Source organism: Hephaestia mangrovi (assembly GCF_019880555.1).
GTDB classification, from domain to species: Bacteria; Pseudomonadota; Alphaproteobacteria; order Sphingomonadales; family Sphingomonadaceae; genus Sphingomonas; species Sphingomonas mangrovi.
Map to the genome: position 1 here is coordinate 567090 of NZ_JAINVU010000002.1, position 12621 is coordinate 579710.

Consider the following 12621-nt stretch of genomic DNA (forward strand, 5'->3'; position numbering starts at 1 on the left):
TCCCATGGCGCGGTTCATTTTTATCACCGGCGGCGTGGTCTCCTCGCTCGGCAAAGGACTCATGGCGGCAAGCCTCGCGGCGCTGCTGCAGGCGCGCGGCTATCGGGTGCGGATTCGCAAGTTCGATCCGTATCTCAACGTCGATCCCGGCACGATGTCGCCCTATCAGCATGGCGAGGTCTATGTGACTGACGACGGGGCGGAAACCGACCTCGATCTCGGCCATTACGAACGCTTTACCGGCGTCGCCGCGCATCAGAGCGACAACGTCACCTCGGGTCGGATTTACCAGCAGATCATCCAGCGCGAGCGCCGCGGCGACTATCTCGGCGCCACCGTGCAGGTGATCCCGCACGTCACCGACGCGATCAAGCAATTCGCCCAAGCCGATACAGACGACCTCGATTTCGTGCTGTGCGAAATCGGCGGCACCGTGGGCGACATCGAATCGCTGCCGTTCATCGAGGCGATTCGCCAGCTCAGGAACGAGCTCGGCCGCGGCAACTCGATTAGCATCCATGTGACGCTGGTGCCGTTCATCTCGGCTGCCGGCGAATTGAAGACCAAGCCCACCCAGCATTCGGTGCGCGAGCTGGCGGCGCTCGGGGTTCAGCCGGACGTGCTGGTGTGCCGCTGCGAAAAGCCGCTGCCCGAAGGCGAGCGTGCCAAGATCGCCTTGTTCTGCAACGTGCCCAAGGAAGCGGTGATCCCTGCGCTCGACGCGCCGAGCATCTATGAGGTGCCGCTGCAATATCATGCCGAGGGCATCGACCGCGAGGTGCTGAAGGCATTCGGCATGGAGCCCGGCGCCGCCCCGCGGCTCGATCGCTGGACCGAGATCGTCGAGCGGCTCGAAAACCCCGAGGGCGAGGTGACGATCGGCGTGGTCGGCAAATATGTCGGCCTGCCCGATGCCTACAAGTCATTGAATGAGGCCCTGGTCCATGGCGGCATCGCCAACCGGGTGAAGGTCAACATCCGCTGGATCGACGCCGAACTGTTCGAGCGCGAGGAAAGCGAGATCGCTGCCAAGCTGGAGCCGTGCCACGCGATCCTCGTTCCCGGCGCGTTCGGTGAGCGCGGCGCCGAGGGCAAGATTGCCAGCGTCCGCTTCGCCCGCGAGCGCGGCGTGCCCTATTTCGGCATCTGCTTCGGCATGCAGATGGCGTGCATCGAGGGCGCGCGAGACCTGGCGGGAATCGAGCATGCGTCATCCACCGAATTCGGCCCCACCGACGAGCCGGTGGTCGGCCTGATCACCGAATGGATGTCGCAATCGGGGCTGGAAAAGCGCGAGGCGGGCGGCGATCTTGGCGGCACGATGCGGCTCGGCGCGTACCCGGCGAAGCTCGCCGGCAACAGCGTCGTCGCGTCGATCTACGACAGCACCGAGATCAGCGAGCGCCACCGCCACCGCTACGAGGTCAACACCGCCTATCGCGAACGGCTGGAGGAGGGCGGCCTGGTCTTTTCCGGCATGTCGCCGGACGGCATGCTGCCCGAGATCGTCGAGCGGCCCGACCATCCGTGGTTCGTCGGCGTCCAGTTCCACCCCGAGCTGAAGTCGAAGCCGTTCGATCCGCATCCGCTGTTCGCCAGCTTCATCGAGGCAGCGGTGCGGCAGAGCCGGCTGGTCTGATCCCGTCGAGCAGCGGCGGCAGCGCCGCGCGCAGGGTTTCCGCGATCGACAAATCCCGGTCGACCCAGGCCTGCACGATCAGCCCGTCGATCGTTGCCAGCAGGCTGGAGACGATCGGTTCGAGCGGCAGGGCATCCTTGACTTCACCGCGCGCCTGGCCGGCGCGGAGCATCCCGACCAGCGCACCGCGAAACGCATCGAGCATCGCCGCATAGCGATCCGCGAAGCGCGCGCGCGTCGCCTCGACGCCGGCGGCCGACCAGAATTCCAGCGTCAGCGGCACCAGCAGCGAATCGCGATCGAGCCGGGTGCCGATCTCGACCAGCAACCCGATGACCTGATCGGGCGCGGTCCCGGCGGGCAGGGCGGGGGGCGCCGCCATCGCCTCGTCCGCGAACGCCGCGAACAGCGCGAAGAACAAGTCCTCCTTGCTCGCATAGCTCAGATAGAGCGTGCCCTTGGCGACGCCCGCCGCCGCCGCGACCTCGTCCATCGTCGCCGCCCGGAAGCCGCGCCGCGCGAACACCGCTGCCGCCGCATCGAGGATCTGTCGCTCGCGCGCCGCCTTGTCGATTTTCTTCGGGCTCAAGTCGCCTCCGCTCTTTATTATGACTGACTGGTCAGTCATAATAGCACGATCGCCGAGTCGGACGCCAGCAAGATCGCGCCGGAGGCACAACAAGAGGAAACAGCCGATGCAGATCCTGATCAGCGGAGCCGGTGTCGCCGGGCCGACCCTGGCCTATTGGCTCGATCGCGCCGGGCACACGCCGATCATCGTCGAGCGCGCCCCCGCCTTCCGCACCGGCGGCTATGTCATCGATTTCTGGGGGCTGGGCTATTCGATCGCCGAGCGCATGGGCGTAATCGATGCGGTTCGCGCGCGCGGCTATCAGGTGCAGGAAGTCCGCTTCGTCCGCGATGGCGGCTCCCGCGCGTCGGGCTTTCCGGTGTCGGTGTTCGATCGCCTGACCAAGGGCCGCTTCACCAGCCTGCCGCGCGGCGATCTCGCCCGCTGCCTCTACGATACGATCGAGGGCCGCGTCGAAACCCGCTTCGGCGATCACGTCACCGCGCTTGACGATCATGGCGACGGGGTCACCGTGACGCTGGCTAGCGGGGCGACGCGCGAGGTCGATCTCGTGATCGGCGCCGACGGCCTGCATTCGGGCATCCGCGAGCTGGTTTTCGGCCCCGAGGCCCGGTTCGAGCGCGATCTCGGCTATTATGTCGCCGCCTTCACCGTGCCCGGCTATGCGCCGCGCGATCCCGACGTCTATGTCACGCGCTCCTGGCCCGGCCGCAGCGTCTCGCGCTTCGCCTTGCGCGACGGCAGCACCTTGTTCCTGTTCGTGTTTACGTCGGATCACCTACCCGATGGGCCGCCAACCGACGATGACGCACGCCGCGCCGCGCTCAGCCGGATTTTCGCCGGCTCGGGCTGGGAATGCGCGGCGATCCTCGATGCCATGGAGCGCGCAGACGACCTATACCTCGATCCCGTCAGCCAGATCGAGCTGCCGCGCTGGTCGCAGGGCCGAGTCGCGCTGATCGGCGACGCTGCCGCCTGCGTGTCGCTGATGGCGGGTGAGGGGACCGGGCTCGGCATGACCGAGGCCTATGTCCTTGCCGCCGAACTGGTGAAGGCGAACGGCGACCACACCCGCGCCTTCGCCGCCTACGAACGGCAATTGCGCGATTTCCTGCTCGCCAAGCAGAAGTCGGCGCGCAACTTCGCCTCGTCCTTCGCGCCCAGAACGCGCACCGGGCTGATCGTCCGCGATGTCGTCGCCCGGCTGATGGCGATCCCGTTCGTCGCCGATTGGGCGATGGGCAGCAGCGTCCGCGACGATTTCGTGCTGCCGGACTTTCCAGAAACGAAATAGGGTGACCGGGTATACGTTCGGGCGCCTCGAAGGGCCGAGCGATTAGTCACGGCGGTGCTCAAGCGGAGCTGAATGGTGTGAGCCAGCGCAGATCACCTAGGGAGATGCTCCCCGACCGAATTGGGCCTATCGTGGCAGGGTGCCATTGGCGAACCATCAAGAATCATAAGAACGACAGGTGGCTCTTTCGACGGTACCGGCGGCGACGTATCGGGGTCGCAACGCAAGTCGCTGCCGAACAATGCAATCGCTCGCTGACGCATGTATTGTATCGCGTCGGTCAAATCTGCGGTTTCACCTTCGATCACATACAATGCGTTGGCCATCGCGGCGTCTGACCAGTCGCAATTGGATCGCAACTTTCGAGAAGGTGGCTGATCTCAGCGATCGACAGGTCGCGATATCCATCTATGCCGGCAAAGGTGCTACACTGCTTGCCGCGCAAGCCGATCGTCATGCCTACCGATGAGTCCTGGATCGTCAGCGCGGCGAGCGGCGTCGGCACGTTAAGCGACAGGGTCGCGACGGTATTTGCTATCCCGACGAAAGCCGGCTCGCCCTCGCCTCGGGAAGACACAACCTCATTGTAGGAAATGCGGCCGAATTGCCGGATGGAACGGGCAACGTCCCTTGCTGCAACGCTGGACGGTATCAGCGCAGTCAGTACGGCAAATCCCAGCAAGGCGCGGGTCATCGACTTCTCCGCGATCGGTAATAATCAGAGTCCATTACACTTAGGCCTTACAACATAACAGAAAGAGCGCCCGGATTGCTCCGGGCGCTCCACTTTATCAACAGGCGCTCTACGTTACGCGGCGGCCTTGTCCTCGTGGCTCTCTTCGATCGCCTGCGGGCCGGAGCCGGTCTTGATCGCGATCGTCTTGGGCTTCATCGCCTCGGGGATCTCGCGGACCAGATCGACGGTCAGCAAGCCATCGGCCAGCCGTGCATCGTCGACCCGCACGAAATCGGCGAGTTCGAAGCGGCGCTCGAAGCTGCGATTGGCGATGCCGACGTGCAGGAAATCGCCATCCTGGGTATCGTCGCCGCGCTTACCCTGGACGAGCAGCAGGTTCTGCTGCGCGGTGATCTCGATCTCGTCGCGGCTGAAACCGGCGACGGCGATCGTGATGCGGTAGCGATCCTCGGACAGGCGCTGCAGGTTGAAGGGTGGATAATTGTCGCTGGACGCGGCGCGGGCGCTGTTTTCGAGCAGGTCGAACAGCCGGTCGAAGCCGATCGTCGAGCGGCGATAGGGGGTCAAATCAAACTGACGCATGTCAAAGTCCTCCAATGAGCGAGTTCAACAAAGGTCGGCGCCCGCTCTTGCGCGACGCCGGCGATGTGCGTGGCCCGATTGTGGCACCACGCGAGATTGAAAATGGGAACCCGTCGCCGGAGTTCAAGGGGCCGGATCGGCCATAACGCGGGATGATCGTCGATGCCGCCGCCGCCGTATCGAGCTCGAAAAGCAAACGCCCGGGCCGTTTGAACGACCCGGGCGCCTGCGTGACGATTGCTCGTCAGCCCCCTTGTCTCGTTACCGCTACGACGCTGCATCCGTTGCTGGACTGCGGAGCGGGAACTCCCCGAACCCGGCTTTTTGCCTGAGCTTCAGTAAGACCGAACGCTATTGAAGGGCGGGGCTTTTGTCATCGTAAATCCCGGGTTCATCCGCCGATTGCTCGAATCCTGTGGTGATTCCGCAACAGGGGTGCGTCGACGTTGCCAGCCCGTCGGCGCTCCCCTAGAGGATCGATCATCGTAACTGACCGGGGGCAGATACCGCCATCGCCATGATTCTCTCTCGGTACGAACGCATCATCGTCCGCCGCTATCTGTTGCCCGGCAAAGGCGAGCGCTTCATCGGTCTGGTCGCCGGGTTCAGCGTCGGCGCCGTCATGCTCGGCGTCGCCGCGCTCGTTATCGTGATGAGCGTGATGAACGGCTTCCGCGCGGAGCTGTTCGAAAAGAGCGTGGGCCTCAACGGCCAGGCGGTGGTGCAGGGATTCAACAATCAGCTACCCGATTGGCGCACCATCGAGCGCGAAGCGAAGGTGACTCCCGGCGTCACCAGCGCGATTCCGCTGATCGAGCAGCCGTTGTTCGCCAGCTTGAACGGCCGCACCGAGCCGATCCTGCTGCGCGGCATGGACGTGCCCGATATCGTCAACAACAAGACGATCGACGGCAAGGTCGTGATGGGTTCGCTCAACAGCCTGAAAGCCGGCAGCAACGTCGTCGCGATCGGCTCGCGCCTTGCCGAATCGCTCGGCGCGCAGGTCGGCAGCCAGATCACCATCGTCAATCCGCAGGGCCCCTCGACGCCGTTCGGCACGATGTTCCGCAGCGTTTCCTACACCGTGGGCGCGATCTTCGAGATCGGCATCTATGATTACGACAAGGCCTATGTGCTGATGCCGCTTTCCGACGCGCAGAAGCTGCTGTTGATGGGCGACACGGTGGGGATGGTCGAAATCAACACGGTCAATGCCGACAGGGTGAGCGAAATCCTCAAGCCGCTCGAGCCCAAGGTGCAGACGGTCGGCGTCATCCAGACGTGGCAGGACATGAACGCCGAATTGTTCAAGGCGCTGCAGATCGAGCGCGTGGCGATGTTCACCATCCTGTGCATCATCATCCTGGTCGCGGCGTTCAACATCGCCTCGTCGCTGATCATGCTGGTGCGATCGAAAACGCGGGACATCGCCATTCTGCGTACCATGGGGGCGACGCGCGGCGCGATGCTGCGCATCTTCATGACCGTCGGCACCGCGATCGGCGTAACCGGGATCGCGCTGGGACTCGCGCTTGGCTTCCTGTTCCTTTTCTACCGCCAGGGCGTCGTGAATTTCGTGCAGTTCGTTACCGGGCAAAACCTCTGGGATCCGTCTATCCGTTTCCTCACGGAGCTGCCGTCGCAGCCCGATCCGGTCGAGATCGTCTCGATCGTCGTCATCGCGCTGCTGATGAGCTTCCTCGCGACGATCTATCCGGCGTTCAAGGCGGCGAGCACCGATCCTGTGGAGGTGCTGCGCTATGAGTGACGCGATCCTCGAAACCGTCGGGCTGACGCGGAGCTTCGAACAGGGCGGGCAAACCATCGACGTCCTGCGCGGCGTCAACCTGCGGGTCGAGCCGGGAGAGATCGTCGCGCTGCTTGGCCCCTCGGGGTCGGGCAAGTCGACGTTGCTGCAAGCGGTCGGGCTGCTCGAAGGCGGCTTCGGCGGCTCGCTGCGTATCGCCGGCATCGAAGCGGTCGAGCTCGATGCGGCGGGGCGCACCGACATGCGGCGCGATCAATTGGGGTTCGTCTATCAATTCCACCATTTGCTGCCCGATTTCAATGCGATCGAAAACGTCGTCCTGCCGCAGTTGATCCGCGGCGCGGCGCCGGTTGCCGCGAACGACCGCGCCGAATCGCTGCTCACCGCGCTGGGGCTGGGGCATCGGCTGACGCACCGTCCGTCGCAGCTTTCCGGCGGCGAACAGCAGCGCGTCGCCGTCGCCCGCGCGCTTGCCAATCAGCCCGCCCTGGTGCTTGCCGACGAACCGACCGGCAATCTCGACGAGCATACCGCCGACGTGGTGTTCGCCGAGTTCCTGCGGCTGGTGCGCCACGAAGGCTCGGCCGCGTTGGTCGCAACCCACAATGAGCGTATCGCCGCGAAGATGGACCGCATCGTGACGCTCCACGAGGGGCATCTGGAATGAGGTGCATCGGGTTCCGCGCGCATGACACGGCAGAACGCGCGTGACTGCCTGGCGCGAAACGCCTGTGTTGGCGGGCCGTCACGTCACGCTGCGCCCGCTCGACCGCGACGACCGCGCCCAAATCCTCGCCGCGTTCGCCAGCGGGCTCGAAGGAGCGTTCGCAACGACGGTGCCCTCGCCGGAGACGATCGATCACTGGTACGAGCGGGTGGAGCGCGATCGCGACGCCGGGCGCGCGCTGCCGTTCACGGTGCTCGATCGCGACGGCGTCATCTCTGGCGTCACCCGTTTCATGCGCATGAGCGAGGCCAATCGCCGGGTCGAGATCGGCGGCACCGTCTATGCCCCGCGCGTCCAGCGCACCGGGCTCAATACCGAAGCCAAATTGCTGCTGCTCACGCACGCCTTCGAGGTGCTGGGCTGTCACTGTGTGCAACTGCGCACCGATTGGCTCAATCGTGCGTCGCGCCGGGCGATCGAACGGCTGGGCGCGAAGCAGGATGGCGTGCTGCGCGGGCATATGGTGCTCGGCGACCGCTTGCGCGACACGGTGGTCTATTCCATCCTCGCGCACGAATGGCCGGGGGTTCGCCGCAATCTGCGGACGCTGCTCGCCGCGCATGAGGAGCAACCGCGATGAGCGCGATCACCGATTTCCACGTCCGCGCCGCCGATGGCTCGGACGTGAATCTATCCGCCTATGCCGGCAAAGTATTGCTGATCGTCAATACCGCCTCGAAATGCGGTTTCACACCGCAATATGAGGGGCTGGAGGCGCTCCACCGGCGCTATGCCGCGCGCGGCTTCGAGGTGCTGGGCTTTCCCTGCAACCAGTTCGGCCATCAGGAGCCGGGCGACGCCGCGGAGATCGCCAGCTTCTGTTCGCTCACGTACGACGTCACGTTCCCGCTGTTCGCCAAGATCGACGTCAATGGCGACGGCACCGACCCGCTCTATGCCGAATTGAAGCGCCAGGCCCCCGGCCTGCTCGGTTCGAAGGCGATCAAGTGGAATTTCACCAAGTTCCTCGTCGATCGCACCGGCAAGGTGGTCGCGCGCTATGCGCCGACTACCAAGCCGGAAGAGATCGCCGCCGACATCGAGAAGCTGCTCTGACGCCTGCCCTTATACCGCGAAGGCGTGCGCGCCCTTGCGGTGGTTCATCGCCCGCGTCACTTCGACGAAGCCCGCCAGCAGGAAGCTGATTCCCAGGATCGCGCCGGGGAGCGTCAGCGCCGTCCACGAAATGGTCGCCAGGATCACCAACGCCAGCAGCACGTTGACGACGCCGAGCGCGATCATCCAGCCGCGATGCCGCGCGAAACGCACGCCCCACAGGAATTCCATCACGCCGCGCACCGCCAGCCAGATAGCGACGACGAGCGTCAGCGACAGCGCACCGGAGGCCGGATCGAACACCATGATCGCACCGATCATCAGCGAAACGAAACCGAACAGGATCGCGTAGAGCCGTCCTTCGCGCTTGCCGCCCATCACGCCCGCAGCGATCGATGCCACGCCGGCGATCAGGAAGAAGAAGCCGATCACCGTCACTGCCGCGACCGTCGCGGCCAGCGGCCACACGAAAGCAGCGAGCCCCAAAACCAGCGAGACGACGCCATAGGCCATCAGCCACCCCCAGCCCGCGCCGATCGGGCGGGTCTCGTCGTACAACGTTTCATCCATGATCTGCCTCCTTTCGTCGCCAACGTCGCGATCGCTCCACAGGTTCCACCGATCGCGATCGGCAAATGAGGTTCACAGAATCGGCGGCGCGCTGCATAGTCGGGAAATGCCGCATTCCGCCTTCGTGCCGCTTCGTATCTTTTCGTCCTTCACCATGCTCGATGGCGCGATTCCGCCCAAGGACATCGCCAAGCGCGCGAAGGAGCTGGGCTTTCCCGCGGCCGCGCTCACCGATCGCAACGGCCTTTATGCCGCGATGGCCTTTTCGGATGCCTGCATGGGGGCGGGCGTGCAGCCGATCATCGGCACGATGCTGGCGATCAAGCGGCCCGACATGCCCGATGGCGTCGAGGCGCCGCTCGATTGGCTCGCGCTCTACGCGCAGGATACGGCCGGCTACGACAATCTCTGCGCGCTCGTCAGCCGCGCGCACCTCGATCGTCCGATCGAGCAGGCCGCCCATGTCGAGATGTCCGATCTGGAAGGACGGATCGAGGGCCTGATCGCGCTCACTGCCGGTCGCGAGGGGGCGCTCGCGCGGTTGTTTGCCGACGAGCAGCATGATCGCGCGCTCGGCTATGCCGATCGCTTGCAGGCACTGTTCGGCGATCGCCTCTATGTCGAACTGACCCGTCGGCTCGATGAGACCGAGGGCAAGGCCGAACCGCACCTCCTCGACCTCGCTTACGCGCGCAACCTGCCGCTCGTCGCGACCAACCCCTGCTGCTTCGGTGAGGCGGCGTTCAGCGAGGCGCACGACGCGTTGCTCTGCATCGCCAATTCCACCTATGTCGCCAGCGAAGATCGCCCCCGATCGTCGCCCGATGCGTGGATGAAGCCGGCGCGCGACATGCGCGACCTGTTCGCCGACCTGCCCGAGGCGATCGCCAACACATTGGTCGTCGCGCAGCGTTGCGCGGTCGCCGCGCCCAAGCGTAAGCCGATCCTGCCCAGCCTTGCCGGCGATCGTGAGGGCGAGGCCGCGAAATTGCGCGATGATGCGCGCGCGGGGCTCGACGCGCGGCTGGCCAAGATCGAGTTGCTGGAGGGCGCGCCGCTGTCCGCGGACCGCCGCAAGGCCTATGCCGACCGGCTGGAGTTCGAGCTCGACATCATCATCCAGATGGGCTTCCCCGGTTATTTCCTGATCGTTGCCGATTTCATCAAATGGGCGAAGGATCACGACATTCCGGTCGGCCCCGGCCGCGGCTCGGGCGCCGGCTCGGTGGTGGCGTGGTCGCTGACCATCACCGATCTCGATCCGCTCCAGCTCGGCCTGCTGTTCGAACGCTTCCTCAACCCCGAGCGCGTCTCGATGCCCGATTTCGACATCGACTTCTGCGAAACCCGCCGCGGCGAGGTGATCCGCTACGTCCAGGAGAAATACGGCCGCGATCAGGTCGCGCAGATCATCACCTTCGGAAAGCTGAAGGCGCGCGCGGTGCTGAAGGACACCGGCCGCGTGCTGCAGATGAGCTACGGCCATGTCGATCGCCTCGCCAAGCTGGTGCCCAATCTGCCGGCCGACCCCTGGACGCTCGACCGCGCCTTGAACGGCGTCAGCGAGCTGGCGGCGGAATACAAGAACGATTCCGGCGTGCGCCACCTGCTCGATCTGGCGATGAAGCTCGAAGGCCTGCCCCGCCACAGCTCGACCCACGCGGCGGGCGTGGTGATCGGCGATCGGCCGCTGAGCGAGCTCGTACCGCTCTACCGCGATCCCCGCTCGGACATGCCGGTGACGCAATTCGACATGAAATATGTCGAGGGCGCGGGACTGGTGAAGTTCGATTTCCTCGGCCTGAAGACGCTGTCGGTGCTCAAGATGGGCGTCGAACTGCTGGCGAAGCGCGGCATCACGGTCGATCTCAGCGCGCTGCCGATGGACGATCCGGGCGTGTTCGAGCTGCTCCAGCGCGGCGAGACGGTCGGCGTGTTCCAGGTCGAATCGGAAGGCATGCGCCGCACCCTCTCGGCGGTGAAGCCGACGGTGTTCGAGGATATCATCGCCCTCAACGCGCTCTACCGGCCGGGGCCGATGGACAACATCCCGATGTTCGGCAGGCGGAAGAACGGGCAGGAGGAGATCGAATACCCGCACCCGCTGCTCGAAGGCATCCTCAAGGAAACCTACGGCATCTTCGTCTATCAGGAACAGGTGATGCAGGCCGCGCAGATCCTGGCCGGCTATTCGCTCGGCGGCGCCGACCTGCTGCGCCGCGCGATGGGCAAGAAAATCCAGGCGGAGATGGACCAGCAGCGGGCGATCTTCGTCGCCGGCTGCAAGGAGCACAACGATATCCCCGAGGGGAAGGCCAACGAGCTGTTCGACTTGATCGACAAGTTCGCCGGCTACGGCTTCAACAAGTCGCACGCCGCCGCTTATGCGCTGCTGACCTATCAGACCGCCTGGCTGAAGGCGCATCACGCGCCCGAATTCTACGCCGCGTCGATGAGCTTCGACATGGCGCTGACCGACAAGCTTAGCGTGTTCGTCGACGACATGCGGCGGCTCGGCGTCGCTTGCCTGGCGCCGGACGTGAACGCGAGCGAAGCTGACTTCTCGGTCGAGCCGCACGAGGATGGTTTTGCGGTCCGCTACGCACTCGCCGCACTCAAAGGGGTTGGGGAACGCGCGATGGAGGAACTCGTCGCCGAGCGGAAGGCCAGGGGCAGCTTCGCCTCGCTCGGCGATTTCGCCAAGCGGGTCGATCCGCGCCTCATCAACAAGCGCCAGTTGGAGACGCTCGGCGCGGCCGGGGCGTTCGATTCGGTCGATACCAATCGGCCGGGCATCGTCGCGGTCGCGGAAACCATCCTCGGTACCGCGTCCCGGCTGCACGAACAGCGCATCAGCGGACAGGGTGGCCTGTTCGGCGAAAGCGATGCCGGCGGCGCCGCGATCGCCCCGCTCGCGACCGCCCGCTGGACGCTCGCCGAGCGGATGGAGCAGGAGAAAGAGGCGTTCGGCTTCTATTTCTCGGCGCATCCCGTCGATCGCCACCGGCTGCTCGCCAAGATGCACGGCGCGCGCAATTACGCGGCGCTGGGCGAATTGCCGATCGCCGAAGGCCAGCGCACCGGCGCGACGATGGCCGCGCTGGTCGAGGATGCGCGCTGGCGCACCTCGGCGCGCGGGCGACGATACATGATGGCGACGCTGTCGGATTCGACCGGGCAGTTCATCGCCACCTGCTTCGACGATGCAGTTGCCGCGGATCTCGAAGATGCGGCCAAGTCGGGGGGCTGCGGCCTGCTCACTGTCGAGCTCGACCGCCGCCCCGGCGAGGAAACGCCGCGTGTCACCGTCAAGCGCATCCAGCCGTTCGAAACGCTGGCGACCAGCGCGCGCGTGGCGATGGAGCTGTCGGTCAGCGACGCGGCCGCACTTCGCCAGATCGCACAGCTCGTCGATGGCGCGCGTGGGGGGCGAGGGGAACTGCGCATCCGGGTCGCGTTGCCCAACGGCACGGCGCAGGTCCTGCTCGGCCGCGATTTCCTGCTCGATGCCGAGCTCGCCGCCAGCCTGGAAACACTGCCCGGCGTCGACGACGTGGCGTTCAAGACCTCGGAGATGCGGCTGGCGCTGGTCGGCTGATCGAGCCCCGGCGGCCACCACCGAAGATTTATTCGAACAGACGGTTCGCTCGCCTCCTTGCGGACGGAGAGGAAGCGTTGCACGATGCCCGGCGTCCG

The 12621-nt window shown here is 65.4% G+C and carries 11 protein-coding genes; 7 read left to right on the forward strand and 4 right to left on the reverse strand.

Annotated elements, in window-relative coordinates:
• Positions 1 to 4: 4 nt before the first annotated feature.
• On the forward strand, positions 5 to 1639 hold the full coding sequence (pyrG, locus tag K7G81_RS06580) for a CTP synthase (RefSeq protein WP_223029926.1): 1635 nt from the start codon (positions 5 to 7) through the stop codon (positions 1637 to 1639).
• Here the strand turns inward: pyrG and K7G81_RS06585 are convergent.
• Complete coding sequence (locus K7G81_RS06585; RefSeq protein WP_255586689.1) at positions 1602 to 2228, reverse strand: TetR/AcrR family transcriptional regulator; 627 nt, start codon at positions 2226 to 2228, stop codon at positions 1602 to 1604. The two genes, pyrG and K7G81_RS06585, sit on opposite strands and share 38 nt — an antisense overlap.
• Positions 2229 to 2334: 106 nt before the next feature.
• On the opposite strand from K7G81_RS06585, the gene K7G81_RS06590 reads away from it, so the two are divergent.
• Positions 2335 to 3525 (forward strand): FAD-binding domain, encoded by a 1191-nt coding sequence (locus K7G81_RS06590; RefSeq protein ID WP_223029928.1) that lies wholly within the window; start codon positions 2335 to 2337, stop codon positions 3523 to 3525.
• Between the two features lie 304 nt (positions 3526 to 3829).
• Here K7G81_RS06590 and K7G81_RS06595 read toward each other — a convergent pair whose 3' ends face one another.
• Together K7G81_RS06595 and K7G81_RS06600 are read right to left on the reverse strand one after the other, a co-directional pair.
• Positions 3830 to 4219, reverse strand: a complete 390-nt coding sequence (locus K7G81_RS06595) for a hypothetical protein (protein WP_223029929.1) — start codon at positions 4217 to 4219, stop codon at positions 3830 to 3832.
• A 114-nt stretch (positions 4220 to 4333) separates the two neighbouring features.
• Positions 4334 to 4804 carry an Hsp20 family protein gene (locus tag K7G81_RS06600; protein ID WP_223029930.1) on the reverse strand — a complete coding sequence of 157 codons (471 nt, stop codon included), beginning with the start codon at positions 4802 to 4804 and terminating at the stop codon, positions 4334 to 4336.
• Between the two features lie 517 nt (positions 4805 to 5321).
• On the opposite strand from K7G81_RS06600, the gene K7G81_RS06605 reads away from it, so the two are divergent.
• Genes K7G81_RS06605 through K7G81_RS06620 form a run of 4 tightly spaced genes read left to right on the forward strand, consistent with a single transcriptional unit; the run spans position 5322 to position 8355 of the window.
• On the forward strand, positions 5322 to 6572 hold the full coding sequence (locus tag K7G81_RS06605) for a lipoprotein-releasing ABC transporter permease subunit (RefSeq protein WP_223029931.1): 1251 nt from the start codon (positions 5322 to 5324) through the stop codon (positions 6570 to 6572).
• Positions 6565 to 7239 carry an ABC transporter ATP-binding protein gene (locus K7G81_RS06610; RefSeq protein ID WP_223029932.1) on the forward strand — a complete coding sequence of 225 codons (675 nt, stop codon included), beginning with the start codon at positions 6565 to 6567 and terminating at the stop codon, positions 7237 to 7239. Before K7G81_RS06605 ends, K7G81_RS06610 begins: the two co-directional genes overlap by 8 nt.
• Positions 7240 to 7279: 40 nt before the next feature.
• A complete protein-coding gene (locus K7G81_RS06615; RefSeq protein WP_223029933.1) occupies positions 7280 to 7879 on the forward strand; it encodes a GNAT family N-acetyltransferase in 600 nt (199 codons plus the stop codon).
• A complete protein-coding gene (locus K7G81_RS06620; RefSeq protein ID WP_223029934.1) occupies positions 7876 to 8355 on the forward strand; it encodes a glutathione peroxidase in 480 nt (159 codons plus the stop codon). Before K7G81_RS06615 ends, K7G81_RS06620 begins: the two co-directional genes overlap by 4 nt.
• Positions 8356 to 8364: 9 nt before the next feature.
• Here the strand turns inward: K7G81_RS06620 and K7G81_RS06625 are convergent, their stop codons facing one another.
• Positions 8365 to 8925, reverse strand: coding sequence for an HdeD family acid-resistance protein (locus tag K7G81_RS06625; protein WP_223029935.1), 561 nt, complete (start codon positions 8923 to 8925; stop codon positions 8365 to 8367).
• Positions 8926 to 9031: 106 nt separating this feature from the next.
• On the opposite strand from K7G81_RS06625, the gene dnaE reads away from it, so the two are divergent.
• Complete coding sequence (dnaE, locus tag K7G81_RS06630) at positions 9032 to 12523, forward strand: DNA polymerase III subunit alpha (protein WP_223029936.1); 3492 nt, start codon at positions 9032 to 9034, stop codon at positions 12521 to 12523.
• The last annotated feature ends 98 nt before the right edge of the window (positions 12524 to 12621 follow it).

What these genes read in the sequence shown, in the direction of transcription:
- K7G81_RS06595 (WP_223029929.1), bottom strand. Translation starts at nt 4,219, where the DNA reads ATGACCCGCGCCTTGCTGGGATTTGCCGTACTGACTGCGCTGATACCG.
- K7G81_RS06625 (WP_223029935.1), bottom strand. Translation starts at nt 8,925, where the DNA reads ATGGATGAAACGTTGTACGACGAGACCCGCCCGATCGGCGCGGGCTGG.
- K7G81_RS06610 (WP_223029932.1), top strand. Translation starts at nt 6,565, where the DNA reads ATGAGTGACGCGATCCTCGAAACCGTCGGGCTGACGCGGAGCTTCGAA.
- pyrG (WP_223029926.1), top strand. Translation starts at nt 5, where the DNA reads ATGGCGCGGTTCATTTTTATCACCGGCGGCGTGGTCTCCTCGCTCGGC.
- K7G81_RS06600 (WP_223029930.1), bottom strand. Translation starts at nt 4,804, where the DNA reads ATGCGTCAGTTTGATTTGACCCCCTATCGCCGCTCGACGATCGGCTTC.
- dnaE (WP_223029936.1), top strand. Translation starts at nt 9,032, where the DNA reads ATGCCGCATTCCGCCTTCGTGCCGCTTCGTATCTTTTCGTCCTTCACC.
- K7G81_RS06590 (WP_223029928.1), top strand. Translation starts at nt 2,335, where the DNA reads ATGCAGATCCTGATCAGCGGAGCCGGTGTCGCCGGGCCGACCCTGGCC.
- K7G81_RS06605 (WP_223029931.1), top strand. Translation starts at nt 5,322, where the DNA reads ATGATTCTCTCTCGGTACGAACGCATCATCGTCCGCCGCTATCTGTTG.
- K7G81_RS06620 (WP_223029934.1), top strand. Translation starts at nt 7,876, where the DNA reads ATGAGCGCGATCACCGATTTCCACGTCCGCGCCGCCGATGGCTCGGAC.